This is a genomic window from Novosphingobium sp. BL-A-41-Hi4B-X5A (genome assembly GCF_055521705.1).
On sequence record NZ_CM145500.1, the window covers coordinates 2127101 to 2142147 of the forward strand.

Annotated in this window: 16 protein-coding genes; 9 read left to right on the top strand and 7 right to left on the bottom strand. The window is 65.8% G+C overall.

Annotation, left to right across the window (positions count from 1 at the left end; translation table 11 throughout):
* Positions 1–12: 12 nt before the first annotated feature.
* From ACZ1JY_RS10290 to ACZ1JY_RS10310, 5 genes are all read right to left on the bottom strand, one after another.
* Entirely contained in the window at positions 13–1227 is a 1215-nt protein-coding gene (locus ACZ1JY_RS10290; RefSeq protein ID WP_465129205.1) for a murein hydrolase activator EnvC family protein, read from the bottom strand.
* Between the two features lie 7 nt (positions 1228–1234).
* The gene (locus ACZ1JY_RS10295) at positions 1235–1660 is read right to left on the bottom strand and encodes a 23S rRNA (pseudouridine(1915)-N(3))-methyltransferase RlmH (protein WP_168904098.1); all 426 of its coding nucleotides are present in this window, start codon (positions 1658–1660) and stop codon (positions 1235–1237) included.
* Positions 1661–1757: 97 nt separating this feature from the next.
* Positions 1758–2150, bottom strand: coding sequence for a ribosome silencing factor (rsfS, locus tag ACZ1JY_RS10300; RefSeq protein WP_039337819.1), 393 nt, complete (start codon positions 2148–2150; stop codon positions 1758–1760).
* A gap of 109 nt (positions 2151–2259) precedes the next feature.
* On the bottom strand, positions 2260–2964 hold the full coding sequence (locus ACZ1JY_RS10305; protein WP_465129206.1) for a nicotinate-nucleotide adenylyltransferase: 705 nt from the start codon (positions 2962–2964) through the stop codon (positions 2260–2262).
* Entirely contained in the window at positions 2928–4205 is a 1278-nt protein-coding gene (locus ACZ1JY_RS10310) for a glutamate-5-semialdehyde dehydrogenase (protein WP_465129207.1), read from the bottom strand. Before ACZ1JY_RS10310 ends, ACZ1JY_RS10305 begins: the two co-directional genes overlap by 37 nt.
* 293 nt (positions 4206–4498) lie before the next feature.
* On the opposite strand from ACZ1JY_RS10310, the gene ACZ1JY_RS10315 reads away from it, so the two are divergent.
* The 3 genes from ACZ1JY_RS10315 to ACZ1JY_RS10325 all read left to right on the top strand — a co-directional run bounded on the left by ACZ1JY_RS10315 (position 4499) and on the right by ACZ1JY_RS10325 (position 6963).
* On the top strand, positions 4499–5656 hold the full coding sequence (locus ACZ1JY_RS10315) for a M23 family metallopeptidase (protein ID WP_465129208.1): 1158 nt from the start codon (positions 4499–4501) through the stop codon (positions 5654–5656).
* 7 nt (positions 5657–5663) lie between these two features.
* On the top strand, positions 5664–6014 hold the full coding sequence (locus ACZ1JY_RS10320) for a bactofilin family protein (protein ID WP_465129209.1): 351 nt from the start codon (positions 5664–5666) through the stop codon (positions 6012–6014).
* Between the two features lie 244 nt (positions 6015–6258).
* Positions 6259–6963, top strand: a complete 705-nt coding sequence (locus ACZ1JY_RS10325) for a DUF1013 domain-containing protein (RefSeq protein ID WP_118072854.1) — start codon at positions 6259–6261, stop codon at positions 6961–6963.
* 125 nt (positions 6964–7088) lie between these two features.
* On the opposite strand, the gene ACZ1JY_RS10330 is transcribed toward ACZ1JY_RS10325, so the two are convergent.
* Positions 7089–8087 carry an NAD(P)H-quinone oxidoreductase gene (locus tag ACZ1JY_RS10330; RefSeq protein WP_465129210.1) on the bottom strand — a complete coding sequence of 333 codons (999 nt, stop codon included), beginning with the start codon at positions 8085–8087 and terminating at the stop codon, positions 7089–7091.
* Positions 8088–8180: 93 nt separating this feature from the next.
* On the opposite strand from ACZ1JY_RS10330, the gene ACZ1JY_RS10335 reads away from it, so the two are divergent.
* On the top strand, positions 8181–8399 hold the full coding sequence (locus ACZ1JY_RS10335) for a DUF1192 family protein (RefSeq protein ID WP_465129211.1): 219 nt from the start codon (positions 8181–8183) through the stop codon (positions 8397–8399).
* A gap of 168 nt (positions 8400–8567) precedes the next feature.
* Positions 8568–10931 carry an ATP-dependent Clp protease ATP-binding subunit ClpA gene (clpA, locus tag ACZ1JY_RS10340; protein ID WP_168904094.1) on the top strand — a complete coding sequence of 788 codons (2364 nt, stop codon included), beginning with the start codon at positions 8568–8570 and terminating at the stop codon, positions 10929–10931.
* Positions 10932–11007: 76 nt separating this feature from the next.
* On the opposite strand, the gene ACZ1JY_RS10345 is transcribed toward clpA, so the two are convergent.
* A complete protein-coding gene (locus ACZ1JY_RS10345; protein ID WP_465129212.1) occupies positions 11008–11523 on the bottom strand; it encodes a hypothetical protein in 516 nt (171 codons plus the stop codon).
* A gap of 136 nt (positions 11524–11659) precedes the next feature.
* On the opposite strand from ACZ1JY_RS10345, the gene ACZ1JY_RS10350 reads away from it, so the two are divergent.
* From ACZ1JY_RS10350 to ACZ1JY_RS10365, 4 genes are all read left to right on the top strand, one after another.
* On the top strand, positions 11660–12676 hold the full coding sequence (locus ACZ1JY_RS10350) for a ligase-associated DNA damage response exonuclease (RefSeq protein ID WP_465129213.1): 1017 nt from the start codon (positions 11660–11662) through the stop codon (positions 12674–12676).
* Complete coding sequence (locus tag ACZ1JY_RS10355; protein WP_465129214.1) at positions 12676–14271, top strand: cisplatin damage response ATP-dependent DNA ligase; 1596 nt, start codon at positions 12676–12678, stop codon at positions 14269–14271. The genes ACZ1JY_RS10350 and ACZ1JY_RS10355 overlap by 1 nt, the downstream gene beginning before the upstream one ends.
* Before the next feature lie 59 nt (positions 14272–14330).
* The gene (locus ACZ1JY_RS10360; RefSeq protein WP_118072848.1) at positions 14331–14519 is read left to right on the top strand and encodes a hypothetical protein; all 189 of its coding nucleotides are present in this window, start codon (positions 14331–14333) and stop codon (positions 14517–14519) included.
* Between the two features lie 99 nt (positions 14520–14618).
* Positions 14619–15014, top strand: a complete 396-nt coding sequence (locus ACZ1JY_RS10365) for a group II truncated hemoglobin (RefSeq protein ID WP_465129215.1) — start codon at positions 14619–14621, stop codon at positions 15012–15014.
* Positions 15015–15047 lie beyond the last annotated feature (33 nt).

Below are 15047 nucleotides of genomic sequence, written 5' to 3' on the forward strand. Positions count from 1 at the left end.
CGACCAGCGTCGTCAGCCGCGCACGTCGAGCGGGTTTACCGGGGTGCCATCGCGGCGCAACTCGACCGTGAGGACCGGACGGCCCGGCCCGGCGATTCCCAGTGGCGAGCCTTGCACGACCTTGTCACCCACCCGCGCGGCAACGCGGCCGAGATTGGTGACGAGCGTGGTCCAGCCGCCGGAATGTTCGACGATGACGATGGTGCCATAGCCGCGATAGGGCCCGGCAAAGGCGACGCGGCCATCGGCGGGGGAGACGACTTGCGCGCCTCCCGCAGGCGCGAGCGAAACGCCCGTTGTCAGGCCCGTAGGCGACTGCGCGCCGAAGCCCGAGACGAGACGGCCCGCGACCGGCATGATCCAGGCGAGCTTCGGCGTGGATGTAGCGAGGGGCGGCGGCGGCGCGTCCAGCACCTTGAGCACCTCGCCAGGGCGGGTCGGCGGCAGCACCGGGCCGGGGAGTGCGGCAAGTTGCTGGCGCAAGGCACCGTCGGCTTCGAGCTTGCCCATCAGGCCGGACAGGTCGCGGGTCTGCTCGGCCAGGGCCAGGGCACGATCGGATTCCTGCGCGGCAACGCCCTGCGCCGCGCGCGATGCCAGCCTCTGGCGGCTCTCAAGGGCGGCAAGTTCGGTGCGGCGGGCGCCGAGGGACTTTTCGCCTTCGCGCAATTGCTGCGCGGCGAGACGCGCTTCATCCTGCAGCTTGCGACCGCGCACGATTTCGGCGCGCAGGGAGGCAGTGCGCCGCTGCACTTCGGGGAGCATGGTTTCCATCACTGCGCGCAGGTGGATGGTATCGCGCACTGAATCGGCGCGGACGAGACTGAAAGCGAGCGGGCGACGGGCCATCATCTGCAATGCCGCTGTCAGCCGCACGACCGGCTCCTGCCGCTCGGCCATGCGACTGCGCAAGGTTTCGCGCTGGCGATCGATCAGCACGATCTTCGCCTGCGCCAGCTGGATCTCTGCCTCGGACTGCTGGATGCGGGCAGCGACAGCGGCGGCTTCGCGCGCCGTGCGGTCCGCCTCGGCGGTAACCTTGCGCGCGGCCTGTTCGAGGTGTTCGGCGCGGCTGCGCGATTGGGCCAGTGCCTGCCCCGCACGGCGCAGCACCTCGCGGGCCTCACCGGCATCGGCATAGGGCGTGGCCTGCTGCGCCGTTACCTGCCAGCCCAACACGCCAGCCAGCGACAGGCATATGAAGGCAAAGGCAAGGCGTGACGTCATGCCGCCACTATCCTTCGCGGTGATAGGGATGGCCAGCGAGAATGCTGGTCGCGCGCCAGAGCTGTTCGGCGAGCATGGCGCGCGCCATCATGTGCGGCCAGGTGGCCTTGCCAAAGGCAATGAGCAGGTCGGCGGAATCGCGCAAAGGGTCATCATGACCGTCCGCCGCGCCGATCAGGAAGCGGCATTCGCGTACGCCATCATCGCGCCACCGGCCAAGGATTGCCGCGAACTCGCTTGAGGTCAGCTGCTTGCCGCGTTCATCAAGCGCGACAGTGCGGGCGGGCGTCTGCGACGGGGGGGGGATGGAGCCGCCCCGGTCGGGCAGCTCGGTCATCTTCCAGCCCCACGAAATGCGCTTGGCATAACGCTCGACCAGCTCGGCCTCGGGCGAACGGCCGATCTTTCCGCGGGCGATGACATGGAGCAGCATGGGCGGGGTCTAGCGGGATTTACACCGCAAGAGAATCCCCTGGCGAAAATGCAGCGGCACAAGCCCTTGGCGGATGCCAAGGGCGCACTTCACGACCTCACGCCGCGCCAGCGTCTCCGAAGGCCCACATGCGTTCGAGGTTGTAGAACGTGCGCACTTCCGGGCGGAACAGGTGGACGACCACGTCGCCCGCATCGATCAGCACCCAGTCTGCCGCGGGAAGCCCTTCGATCCGCACGTGACCGAAGCCGCCGTGCTTGATGCGCTCGGCCAGCTTCTGCGCCATTGCGGCGACCTGACGGGTCGAGCGGCCCGAGGCGATCACCATGTAATCGGCAACGGAGCTCTTGCCCTCAAGCGGGATGGACACGACCTCCTGCGCCTGATCGTCGTCAAGCGACTGCAGCACGAGATCGTGCAGCGCGGCGGGGGTGTAAGGAGTCTTGGGTGCGGTGCCGGCATTGGCCGACAGCGGTTGTACGCTGGTCATGATGCGCGAAATGGCCTCCGTGGCTCAAGAGTCAAGTGATAACGGTTGGAACGCGCAAGAGTTTCTATGCTCCGCACCATGGCGGAACATGGATCAAGGTATTGCGCGGTCAGGGTTTTCCTCGCCGGATAAGGCCCCGGGGGATCAGGCGATGCGTGACGGCATCGCGCTGGGCCGCTGGTGCATAGCGGCGGGACCAATCGGGGTCATGGGCGCGAATCGCGCTGGCGGACCGATGGTCAGGATCGAAGCGAAGAATGGTCAGCGCCGGAGCGCTCCGCATTGCGCCGGAAACAAACTGTCCGGGCCGCTGGCGCCAGCGGCGCAGCCAGGCCATGGCAGGGCTTGCCAAGGCAGCCGAATCATAACCCGGACGCGCGATCACCGCAATCGGCATCTCGCGGGCGATCTGCTGCCAGTGTTTCCACTTGTGGAACTGGGCAAGGTTGTCAGCCCCCATCAGCCAGATGAAGCGGCGTCTTGGATAGCGCCGCTTGATCGCGCGCAGGGTGTCGACAGTGAAGCGCGTGCCGAGTTCACGCTCGATCGCGGTGGCGCGGATCGGAGCGTTGCGGCTCTGCCCGCGGGCAGAGGCCAGCCGCGCTTCGAGCGGAGCCATGCCCTGCACCGTTTTGAGCACGTTGCCGGGCGAGACCAGCCACCACACCTCGTCCAGCCCCAGCGCTTGAATTGCGAAGAGCGTGACGCGGCGGTGGCCGCCGTGCGCGGGGTTGAAGCTGCCGCCGAACAGGCCGGTCAGGGGTGCAGCGGGATTCCTCAGGGTCTCACTTGCCCCGAACCGCGGACCAGCCACTTGTAGGTGGTGAGGCCTTCGAGCGCGACCGGGCCGCGTGCATGGAGGCGCCCGGTGGCGATGCCGATTTCCGCGCCAAGGCCGAATTCGCCACCATCGGCGAACTGGCTGGAGGCGTTGTGCATGACGATCGCACTGTCGACTTCGGTGAGGAAGCGGTCTGCCACGGCCTGATCCTCGGTGACGATGGCGTCGGTATGGCCCGAGGCATGGGCGGAGACGTGCGCCAGTGCTTCATCGAGGCCATCGACCACGGCGACCGAGAGGATGGCGTCGAGATATTCGGTGTCCCAGTCGTTCGCGGCGACAGGCACGATGCGCGGATCGATGGCGCGGGCGCGGGCATCGCCGCGCAGCTCGCAACCTGCATCGAGCAGCGGTTCGACCAGGCCGTGCGGATCGGGATAGGTCGCATCGATCAGCAGCGTTTCCATCGCCCCGCAGATGCCGGTGCGGCGCATCTTGGCGTTGAGCACGATCGCCTTGGCCATGGAGGGATCGGCAGCGGCGTGGACGAAAGTGTGATTGATGCCATCGAGGTGGGCGAGAACCGGCACGCGGGCATCGGCCTGGACGCGTGCGACGAGGCTCTTGCCGCCGCGCGGCACGATCATGTCGATCAGGCCAGCGGCGGCGAGCATGGCACCAACGGCGGCGCGGTCCTGCGTGGGCATGAGCTGGACGGCTTCAGCGGGCACGCCACCTTCGACGAGGCCAGCGACCAGCGCCTTGTGGATCGCGCGGTTGGAGTGGACGGCCTCGGAGCCGCCGCGCAGGATCGTGGCGTTGCCGGAGCGGACGCAGAGCGCAGCGGCATCGGCGGTCACGTTGGGGCGGCTTTCGTAGATGATGCCGATCACGCCGACGGGAATGCGCAGGCGCTGCAACACCATGCCGTTGGGGCGCGCGGCCTCCGAAATGACTTCGCCGACGGGATCGGCAAGGCTGGCCACCTGTTCGACCGCATCGGCGATCCCGGCAAGCCGCTCCGGCGTCAGCTTGAGGCGATCGAGCATGGCGCCGGTGAGGCCGTTCGCCTCGCCATTGGCCATGTCCTGCGCATTGGCGGCGAGGATTTCGGCCTCGGCAGTGCGCAGGGCTGCAGCGGCAAGTTTGAGCGCGCGCTCCTTGGCTGGCGAATCCATCCGCGCCAGCTGGCGCTGCGCCGTGCGGGCGGCGCGGGCGAGACCTTCGACCAGATCGGTCACGGATTCGGGCTGCTGTGCGGGCTGACTGGACATGGGCTGCGCACTAGCACCGCGATTGTCGCGTGTCATCCGGATGGGAGCACGAACCGTCGAGTCGAAATCTTCGAGAGCGCGAATTGTGCGCCTGCTTACACCGCTGCAAACGATTCATCGGGGGACTCACACGATTCAGCGCGTCTTTCCCGATTCGGATTCGCCAGCCGGGAACCCGACGTCTAGTCCGCGCCGCGACGGGATCTGAATTAACCAAAACCACGCAGATATACGACGGGGGTCGCCTGCCTGTGCCATCGATAAAGCCTGCCCGCTTTGCGGCTGCGCCAGCTGTGGCCAGCGCTGTCGCCCGTGTGCGCAGCTGGTTTCCGGAGCGCGAGTTCTTCATGCGCTCGCAGGGTCAGGTCCGCTTCATCCGCATTTCCTCGCGCCTGCAGATGACCGTGGCCGGTGGCGTTGCTGCGGCGGTGCTGCTCTGGCTGGTGGTCATGGCGGCGACATTGTTCTCGCAATTCACCGCCGCGCGCGATCACGCCGCACTGCTCGAGCGTGAGGCGGCAGTCGCTTCGGCCGAGAGCCGGGTGGCGAAGTATCGCGGCGGGCTGGAAGGCGTGGCGGACGACCTCGATCGTCGCCAGGACTTCATCGAGAAGGCGATCGAAGGCACGATCGGCGAGCTGCCCAAGGACCTGCCGCAAGGCACCGTATCCGACAGCAGCGGCGAAGCGCAGAAAACCGTGCGCAAGATCTCGATGGAATTGCCTGAAGCGCGGCGCCTTGCCGAAGTGGAAGCGCGCCAGCTGGCCTTCATCGAACGCCTCACCCGCTTTGCCGATGCGCGTTCGGCGCAGGCGGAGACGGCGATCCGGCGCGTCGGGCTCAACCCGGCGATGCTGCGCGCTGCTTCGCGCGAAGGCCAGGGCGGCCCGCTGATCCGCCTGTTCACCGGCAACGATGACAGCGTGGATCCTCGCTTTGCCCGCCTTGGTGCCAGCCTCGAGCGGATGGCCGCGCTGGAAAAGGGGCTGCGGCGTATCCCGAACACCCTGCCTGCGAGCCTCGAGTACATTTCGAGCGGCTTCGGTTACCGTTCGGACCCGTTCACCGGTGGTCCGGCGTTTCATGCCGGGCTCGATTTCCGCGGCCCCGTCGGCGCGCCGATCTATTCGGCGGCGGCAGGCACGGTCAGCTTCGTCGGCCAGCGCCAGGGTTACGGCAATGTTGTCGAAGTCAGCCACGGCAACGGGCTGATGACGCGCTACGCCCACATGTCGCGCACAGCCGCGCGGATCGGCCAGAAGGTCGACGCCGGCAGCGAGATCGGCAAGATCGGTAACACCGGGCGCTCGACCGGGCCCCACCTCCATTTCGAAGTGCGGATCAATGACCGTCCGGTCAATCCGCGCCCCTTCCTTGAGGCAAACAGGCATGTTCAGGAAATCCGCGCCGGAAACGCCGCGCACCGCGTCAACAATCTTGGGGGGAAGTAATTCAGCAATGGCCGCGACTTTCTCCGTGCTTGGTGCCGATCTCGCCGTGAAGGGCGATCTTTCGGCGACGGCCGATCTCCACATCGATGGCAGCGTCGAAGGCGACATCACTTGCGCCGCATTGGTGCAGGGCGAGAAGAGCACCGTCACCGGCGCGATCAAGGCCAAGAGTGCGCGGCTTTCGGGCACTGTGCACGGATCTATCGAGGCGGGCGAGCTGGTGATCCTCAAGACCGCGCGCATCCACGGCGATGTGAACTACGACGCGCTGACGATTGAGCAGGGCGCGCAAGTCGATGGGCGCTTCGCCCATCACGTCCATGCGGGCGAGGAGCCGTCGCTGACTCTGGTCAGCTGAGGGTTCTCTGTCTGGTGCGCCCCTGTCATCCGTCAGGGGCTAGCGGCACCGGCCCGCTCCCCCGCCCGGCCACCCAAATCCTGCCGCAAAGGGCGAGCGGGCAGCGGAGCGGGCCGGTGCCGCAACTCTTTTCTTGCCGATTCGCCATTCCCGGCTTACATCGGCGAGGTTCAAGGCCGCTCCGCGAGGGGCGGCCCTTATTGTATCCGCTTTTTGCGGGACCGCTTTTTTCGGGAGATTGTCCGTGAGCAACCAGCCCACGTATCCGCTGATGCCGCACGCCACTGCGTCCTGGCTCGTCGACAACACCGCCCTGACCTTCGAGCAGATCGCCGAGTTCTGCGGCCTTCACATCCTTGAAGTGCAGGCCATGGCCGATGACCTCGCCGGGCAGAAGTACACCGGGCGCGATCCGATCCACTCGGGCGAATTGAACCAGGCCGAGATCGACAAGGGCCAGGCAAACCCGGAATACAAGCTCAAGATGCAGCGTGCGCCGATCTCGGTCAGCCGCACCAAGGGCCCGCGCTATACGCCGGTTTCGAAGCGCCAGGACAAGCCGGACGGCATCGCCTGGATCCTGCGCAACCATCCGGAAGTTTCGGACGCGCAGATCGGCAAGCTGATCGGCACGACGCGCACCACCATCGCCGCGATCCGCGATCGCAGCCACTGGAACATCGGCAACATCAACCCCAAGGACCCGGTGACGCTGGGCCTGTGCTCGCAGCGCGAACTCGATTCGCTGGTGGCCAAGGCTGCCAAGAAGGCCGGCATCGAGGACAACGGCGAAGCCGCGCTGCGCCTTGGCACCGACCGTGAAGCGCTGATCGAGGAGCTGCGCGCAGAGCGTCAGGCCTCGGCCAAGGCAGCTTCGGAAGCGGCGCAGGAAGCTGAAGCGGCCGCATGGCTGGCAGCCCGCCGCGCTGAAGGTATTTCGGACAGCTGAGCTTTCGGCTGATTGCTGAATTGAGAAGGGCCGCCCTTGGGAAAGGGCGGCCTTTTTGTTGGCTGTCGCCAAGGCCCACCCCTGACCCCTCCCGCCTGCGGGAGGGGAAGAAGTCGCGAGGTGCGTCAGATCGCCAGCACGATCTTGCCGATGTGGCTGCCCTCTTCCATGCGGGCGTGCGCGGCGGATGCTTCAGCCAAGGCAAAGGTCCGGTCCATGATCGGGCGCAATTCTCCGGTGGCGACGAGCGGCCAGACCGTCTCGCGGATTTCGGAGGCGAGCGCCGCCTTGAAGGCCTTTGACCGCGGGCGCAGCGTCGAGCCGGTGAGCGTGAGGCGGCGGCGCATGACTTCGGCCATGTTGAGTTCCGCCTTGACCCCGCCTTGCACCGCGATCGTGACGTGGCGGCCATCATCGGCGAGGCACTTGAGATTGCGCGCCACGTAATCACCGGCGACCATATCGAGAACCATGTCCACACCGCGGCCTGCGGTGATGCGCTTGACCTCTTCCACGAAGTCAGCGGCCTTGTAGTCGATCGCATGGGCCGCGCCGATCTCGAGCGCCTGGGCGCACTTCTCCGACCCGCCGGCGGTGACGATCACCGTCACGCCGAACAGCTTGCCGAGCAGGACCGCCATCGAGCCGATACCGCTGGTGCCGCCATGGACGAGGATCGTTTCGCCCGGCGCTGCCATGCCGCGTTCGAACACGTTGTGCCACACGGTGAACAGCGTTTCCGGAATCGCCGCAGCCTCTGCCATGGAAAGGCCGGTTGGCACCTGCAGGCACTGCGCCGCTTCGGCGATGCAGTATTCGGCATAGCCCCCGCCCGCGACCAGCGCGCAGACCATGGTGCCGGTGAAAGGCCAGGTCACCCCTTCGCCCATCGCGACGACCTGACCTGACACTTCGAGGCCTGGCAGGGGCGAGGCATCGGGCGGCGGGGGATAGAAGCCCTGGCGCTGGATGACATCGGGGCGATTCACGCCCGCAAAGGCCACCTTGAGCAGCACTTGTCCGGGGCCAGGCTGCGGGACCGGGACCGTTTCAGGCCGCAGGACCTCGGGCCCGCCGGGTGCGTCCCAGCCGATTGCCGTCATTGTTGCAGGAATGCCGCTCATCCACCGCCCTTGTCGTTATCGAATACCAATTTGCCCTTGGCTAGCCATGCAAGGCGTTGACAGCAAGGCATTGCAATGCCCAAACTACCCGGAATGGACATTGACGAGCGCCCTCGCCCGAAAGGGGACTTGGCCAGCCAGCTGGCAACCGAAATGCTCGACCCCTATTCGCACGACGAACTGAACGAGCGCATTCGCCTGCTCGAACTCGAGATCATGCGCACTGTCGCCCACCGCGACAAGGCGAGCGCCCATCGCGCTGCGGCCGAAGCGCTGTTCCGAACGCCTCCACCATCAGGCGAGGCAGGATGAATTCGCGCGCCCTTCCCTTTGCCGAAGGGCGTTACCATATCTCACGATATACGGGTGTCTTTCAGGCATCTGTTCTCACCCTCACACGTGGTTTAGCCCGGGTTAATAACGCGTGTGCACTCTCCATGTCGGAGAACCCACCGGCGCAAGCCAGAAAGTAGCCGCAACATGCCCAGTTTCGCCCAGAGTCTCGAGAAAACGCTGCACACCGCGCTCGCCAACGCGTCCGAGCGCAGCCACGAGTACGCGACTCTCGAGCATCTCCTGCTGGCCCTGATCGATGATCCGGACGCGGCGCAGGTCATGCAGGCTTGCGGCGTGGACCTCGGCGATCTCGGCGATGTGGTGCGCCAGTACCTCGATCAGGAATACCAGTCGCTCAAGACCCAGGAGAAGGCCGATCCGCAGCCGACCGCCGGGTTCCAGCGGGTGATCCAGCGCGCCATCCTTCACGTGCAGTCCTCGGGCAAGGACACCGTGACAGGAGCGAACGTGCTGGTAGCGCTGTTCTCCGAGCGTGATTCATACGCCGTCTACTTCCTGCAGCAGCAGGACATGAGCCGCCTCGACGCGGTCAGCTTCATCAGCCACGGCATCGGCAAGGGCGGTCGCCAAGTCGAAGGCCGCACGCCCAAGGGCGCAGAGGAGGAGGCTCCCAAGCAGCAGGAAGAGAAGGCTGACGCCAAGGGCCAGAAGAAGGAAACCGCGCTCGACCAGTTCTGCGTCAACCTCAACGAGAAGGCGCTGAACGGCAAGGTCGATCCGCTGATCGGACGTGGCCCCGAAGTGGACCGCACCATCCAGATCCTGTGCCGCCGTTCCAAGAACAACCCGCTCTATGTGGGCGATCCGGGCGTGGGCAAGACCGCGATTGCCGAGGGCCTTGCCCGCAAGATCGTCGAAGGCGAAGTGCCCGAAGTGCTGTCCGAAGCGGTGATCTACTCGCTCGACATGGGCTCGCTGCTGGCCGGTACGCGCTATCGCGGCGACTTCGAGGAGCGCCTCAAGCAGGTCGTCTCGGAGCTCGAGAAGATGCCGCACGCGGTGCTGTTCATCGACGAGATCCACACCGTGATCGGTGCCGGCGCGACCAGCGGCGGCGCGATGGATGCCTCGAACCTGCTGAAGCCCGCGCTTTCGGGCGGGACGATCCGCTGCATCGGCTCGACCACCTACAAGGAGTTCCGCAACCACTTCGAAAAGGACCGCGCCCTGCTGCGCCGGTTCCAGAAGATCGACGTTAACGAGCCGACCATCGAGGACACGATCAAGATCCTGCGTGGCCTGCGCACCGCGTTCGAGGAACACCACAAGGTCAAGTACACGCCCGATGCGATCAAGACCGCGGTCGAGCTTTCGGCGCGCTACATCAATGACCGCAAGCTGCCCGACAAGGCGATCGACGTGATCGACGAAGTGGGCGCGATGCAGATGCTGGTGCCGCCGAACAAGCGCAAGAAGACGATCACCGCGCGCGAGATCGAGCAGGTCATCGCAACGATGGCGCGCATCCCGCCCAAGTCGGTCAGCTCCGACGACAAGAAGGTGCTCGAACATCTCGAGCGCGATCTGAAGCGTCTGGTGTTCGGCCAGGACAAGGCCATCGAGGTCCTGTCCTCGGCAATGAAGCTGAGCCGTGCGGGCCTGCGCGATGCAGACAAGCCGATCGGTTCGTTCCTGTTCAGCGGTCCTACCGGCGTCGGCAAGACCGAAGTTGCCCGCAGCCTTGCCCAGATCATGGGCATCCCGCTGCAGCGCTTCGACATGTCCGAATACATGGAGCGCCATTCGGTCAGCCGCCTGATCGGTGCCCCTCCGGGCTACGTCGGGTTCGATCAGGGCGGTCTCCTGACCGATGCCATCGACCAGCAACCGCACTGCGTCCTGCTGCTCGACGAGATCGAGAAGGCGCACCCAGACCTGTTCAACATCCTGCTGCAGGTCATGGACAACGGCCGACTGACCGACCACCACGGCAAGACGGTGGACTTCCGCAACGTGGTCCTGATCATGACCACCAATGCGGGCGCTTCGGACATGGCGCGCCAGGGCATCGGCTTTGGCGACGTGTCGAAGGCCGACGCGGGTGACGAGGCTGTGAAGAAGATGTTCACGCCCGAATTCCGTAACCGTCTCGATGCGATCGTGCCGTTCGGTTACCTGCCGCCCGAGGTTGTCAGCCGCGTGGTCGACAAGTTCGTGCTGCAGCTCGAACTGCAGCTGGCCGAACAGAACGTCCACATCCAGTTCGATGCCGATGCGCGCAGCTGGCTGGCCAAGAAGGGCTATGACAAGCTTTACGGCGCCCGCCCGATGGCCCGCCTGATTCAGGAGAAGGTCAAGAAGCCGCTCGCCGAGGAACTGCTGTTCGGCAAGCTGGCCAATGGCGGCGAAGTCCACGTCAGCCTTAAGGAGGACGCGCTGTCCTTCGAACTGACGCCGGCTGCGCCCAAGCTGGTCAAGAAGAAGGCCCGCAAGGGCAAGGCCGGAAGCACGGCAACCGAAGAGCCGAGCGCCGACGAAGCCGAGTAAGCTTCACTGGTGAAAATGAACAAAGGGGCGGCATCGCGAGGTGCCGCCCCTTCTCGTTGTTCTCAGGGTCGTCACTCTACGGCGCCTGCGGCGGCGCGGGATGAGGGGCGTCCCATTCGGCGCGGCTGACCATGCCATCGCCATTCCGGTCGATCATCGAGAAGCGGGCATTGTTGAAGGCCATCCATTCGGACAGGGTCAGTTTTCCGTCGCCATCGGCATCGGCAACGTTCAGCAGCACCTGCGGTGTCAGCCCGTCGATCTCGGCCAGCATTGCAGCGCCCGCGCGGAGCTGGTCCGCATCGAGATTGCCGTTCTGCTTCAGGTCCATCATCTCGAACAGGGTCTGCGCCCCTTGTGCATATTCCGCGCTGGAGATCGCGCCATCGCGCGCGGCGTCGAGCCGGTCGAAGTCAGTGAGCGGATTGGCAGCGAGGGGCACTGACGTAACGGCTGGTTCGGGCGCAGCAATCGCCGGGATCGAGGCGGTTGGCGAAACATCCGGGCCGGTCTCCTTCTCCTTGCCGTCGCACCCGGCCAGCAGCAGGGCGGCGCATATAGGCGCGAGGAGCAATGTGCTTTTGCGGAGCATGGCTTGTCTCCCGGATCGTCTGTTTGTGGGCGGGCGAAAGCTAACCCGGTGACCTGAACCTTGCCTGTCCCGCGCGCGGAATGCTGTGGCGATAGTTCATCTGGAACGAAACCTGTGAGCCCGCCATTGTTCCACCATGGCAGCGTCATTTTCGTGGATCAGGGCAGAGCCGATGGGCATCCACGTTGCGCCGGCCGACGTGTGGATCGATCCCGCGCGCCCGGTCGAGACCGCGCTGGTCACCCATGGGCATGCCGATCACGCCCGGGGAGGCCACGGCCGAACCGTCGCCACACCTGAAACGCTGGCGATCATGCAATTGCGGTATGGGGTGGAGGCGCAGAATGAAGTCCGGGCGGCGCCCGTCGGCTATGGCGAAACCATCAGCCTGCCGGGAGGTGTGCGGGCGACGTTCGTGCCCGCGGGCCACGTCCTCGGCTCTGCACAGATCCTGCTGGAGCATGCAGGCGAGCGGGTGATCGTGACCGGGGACTACAAGCGTCGGGCCGATCCCACCTGCCCGCCATTTGAAGTGACGCCATGCGACGTGTTCATCACCGAGGCCACGTTCGGACTGCCGGTGTTCCGCCACCCGCCGATTGCCGAGGAAATGGCCAAGCTGCTCAGTGCCCGTGAGAACGATCAGGGGCGCTGCGTGCTCGTTGGCGCCTATGCCTTGGGCAAGGCGCAGCGGGTGATCGCAGAACTGCGGGCTGCAGGGTTTCACGAGACGATCTGGCTGCACGGCGCGATGGAGCGGATGTGCCGGCTGTACCAGGACCACGGCGTCGACCTGGGCGATCTCAAGGCCGTGGCCGGTGTGCCCAAGGCGGCGCTAGCCAACAGTATCGTGATCTGTCCGCCATCGGCGCTCAACGACCGCTGGAGCCGCCGCCTGCCCGACCCAGTCACCGCCATGGCGTCGGGCTGGATGCGTGTGCGGCAGCGGGCGCGGCAACGTAATGTCGAACTCCCGCTGATCATCTCCGACCACGCCGACTGGGACGAACTGACCCAGACCATCGCGCAGGTGAACCCGGCCGAGACCTGGATCACCCATGGCCGCGAGGAAGCGCTGCTGCGCTGGTGCGAACTGACGCAGCGCAAGGCGCGGGCCCTGGCGCTGGTGGGGTATGAGGACGAGGATGATTGATGGAGCGCTTTGCCGCCCTGCTCGACGCGCTCGTGCTCACGCCATCGCGCAATGCCAAGCTGGCGTTGCTGGCCGATTACATGCGCGAGACGCCCGATCCTGACCGGGGCTGGGCGCTGGCTGCGCTGACCGACGGGCTGGATTTTCCGGCGGTGAAGGCAAGCCTGATCCGCGCGCTGATGGCCGAGCGGGTCGACCCGGTGCTGTGGACGTTGAGCCGCGATTACGTTGGCGACACCGCCGAGACGGCCAGCCTGCTCTGGCCGGAGCCAATCGGCGATCAGCTGCCGCCGCCATCGGTTGCCGAAGTCGTCGAGACACTCCACGCCACCACGCGCGCAACGGCGCCCGGAATTCTCACCGATCTGCTTGACCGTCTTGACGTCAATGGTCGCTATGCCCTGCTGAAACTTGCCACGGGTGCGATGCGCATCGGGATTTCAGCGCGGCTGGCCAAGGTCGCGTTCGCGCAGGCTTTCGAGGTCAGTGTCGAGGATGTGGAAGAGTACTGGCACGGACAGGCGCCGCCCTACTTGCCGCTGTTCGATTGGGCGGCGAACGGTGCGGCGCCGCCGCGCACCGACCTGCTGCCGCTGTTCCGGCCGTTCATGCTGGCCCACCCGCTCGAAGCGGAAAGCCTCGACCTCTCGGAGTTCGCGGCCGAGTGGAAATGGGACGGCATTCGCGTGCAGATCGTCCATGTGGCGGGCGAGACGCGCGTCTATTCGCGCAGTGGCGACGACATCTCCGGCACCTTCCCTGAAGTGACAACCGCACTGACCACGCCCTGCGTGCTTGATGGCGAGTTGCTGGTACGCGGGGCGCATCAGGGCGGCGAAAGTGGCGGGGCGGCCAGCTTCAACGCCCTGCAGCAACGCCTTGGGCGCAAGACCGTGTCGAAGGCGATGCTCAGCGACTATCCCGCCTTCGTGCGCCTTTACGACCTGCTGATCGAGGACGGCGAAGACTTGCGCGAATGGGCGTGGGAGCAGCGCCGTGCCCGGCTTGAAGTTCTGGTGCCCAAGCTCGATCAGAACCGGTTCGACATCTCGCAGGTGATCGAGGCCCGGGACTTCGACGAACTTGCCGAGATCCGCGCCCGGGCGCGCGACGAAGCGATCGAGGGAGTCATGCTCAAGCGGCGCGACAGTCCCTACGTGGCGGGACGGCGAACCGGCCTGTGGTACAAGTGGAAGCGCGATCCGCTGCTGATCGATTGCGTGCTGATGTACGCGCAGCGGGGGAGCGGCAAGCGCTCGTCGTTCTATTCGGACTACACGTTCGGCTGCTGGAACGGCGACCCGGACGAGGGGGCGGAACTGCTCCCCGTCGGCAAGGCCTACTTCGGCTTCACCGACGAGGAGCTGAAATGGCTCGACCGCTACGTGCGGCAGCACACTGTCGGCAAGTTTGGCCCGGTGCGGGAGACCGACAAGTCGCTGGTTTTCGAAGTTGCCTTCGATTCGGTTCATGCCAGCAAACGGCACAAGTCGGGCGTCGCCATGCGCTTCCCGCGGATCAGCCGCATCCGCGCAGACAAGCCGGCGCATGAAGCGGACCGGCTCGAGACGCTGAAAGGCCTGATCGCCGACTGAGCTTGCGGAACCTAGTCACCTGCCTGCCGTTTCCAGAAAAACGTCTGGGAGAGAACACAATGGCAAACGTATTGCTCGCCGCTCCGGCCTATGCGCTCGGACGACTCGCCTGGACATCGCTGCGCACCGGCGGCGAATGGACGCGTTATCGGCAGTGGGATGCGGTGGCGACCAACTGGGCGATCGGGGCAGTCCTTGGCGGAATGGCGGCAAGCCTTGCGGCCAAGGCGCTCCCTCACCGCAACTGAAGCGCCGAGCGGTTGCTCAAGCGGTTGATTGCGGTCAATGTTTTCGGCACTTGTTTGACGCACAAGCAAGGCTCCAGATCCCTGTTCCGGAGCATTCCCTTGGCGACCCAAGCCCCCGCAACCAGTCCCTATGACCGCCTTGGCGGAATTGAAACGCTGCGCCGCATCACCGATCGCTTCTACGACCTGATGGAAATCGATCCGGCCTTTGCAGAGCTGCGCGCCATGCATGCGCCCGACCTTGCACCAATGCGCGAATCCTTGCCGGGCTTTCTGGCCGGCTGGAGCGGCGGTCCGCGCGACTGGTTCGACGCACACCCCGGCAAGTGCATGATGTCGATGCACAAGCCCTTCCCGATCACGCGCGAGACGGCCACGCAATGGGCCGACTGCATGGCGCGGGCGATCGCCGATGTCGCCCCGCAGGACCGCGAAATTGCCGCCGGGCTCAGCGAAGTCCTCGGCCAGATGGCCCGAGGCATGGCGCGCGACTGATTCCCCCGTTGATTCCCTTCGGCGCAAACACGC

Coding starts and splice junctions, on each gene's coding strand:
- ACZ1JY_RS10290 (WP_465129205.1), bottom strand. CDS start 1,227: ATGACGTCACGCCTTGCCTTTGCCTTCATATGCCTGTCGCTGGCTGGC.
- ACZ1JY_RS10295 (WP_168904098.1), bottom strand. CDS start 1,660: ATGCTGCTCCATGTCATCGCCCGCGGAAAGATCGGCCGTTCGCCCGAG.
- rsfS (WP_039337819.1), bottom strand. CDS start 2,150: ATGACCAGCGTACAACCGCTGTCGGCCAATGCCGGCACCGCACCCAAG.
- ACZ1JY_RS10310 (WP_465129207.1), bottom strand. CDS start 4,205: ATGTCCAGTCAGCCCGCACAGCAGCCCGAATCCGTGACCGATCTGGTC.
- ACZ1JY_RS10320 (WP_465129209.1), top strand. CDS start 5,664: ATGGCCGCGACTTTCTCCGTGCTTGGTGCCGATCTCGCCGTGAAGGGC.
- ACZ1JY_RS10330 (WP_465129210.1), bottom strand. CDS start 8,087: ATGAGCGGCATTCCTGCAACAATGACGGCAATCGGCTGGGACGCACCC.
- ACZ1JY_RS10335 (WP_465129211.1), top strand. CDS start 8,181: ATGGACATTGACGAGCGCCCTCGCCCGAAAGGGGACTTGGCCAGCCAG.
- clpA (WP_168904094.1), top strand. CDS start 8,568: ATGCCCAGTTTCGCCCAGAGTCTCGAGAAAACGCTGCACACCGCGCTC.
- ACZ1JY_RS10345 (WP_465129212.1), bottom strand. CDS start 11,523: ATGCTCCGCAAAAGCACATTGCTCCTCGCGCCTATATGCGCCGCCCTG.
- ACZ1JY_RS10350 (WP_465129213.1), top strand. CDS start 11,660: ATGGCAGCGTCATTTTCGTGGATCAGGGCAGAGCCGATGGGCATCCAC.
- ACZ1JY_RS10355 (WP_465129214.1), top strand. CDS start 12,676: ATGGAGCGCTTTGCCGCCCTGCTCGACGCGCTCGTGCTCACGCCATCG.
- ACZ1JY_RS10360 (WP_118072848.1), top strand. CDS start 14,331: ATGGCAAACGTATTGCTCGCCGCTCCGGCCTATGCGCTCGGACGACTC.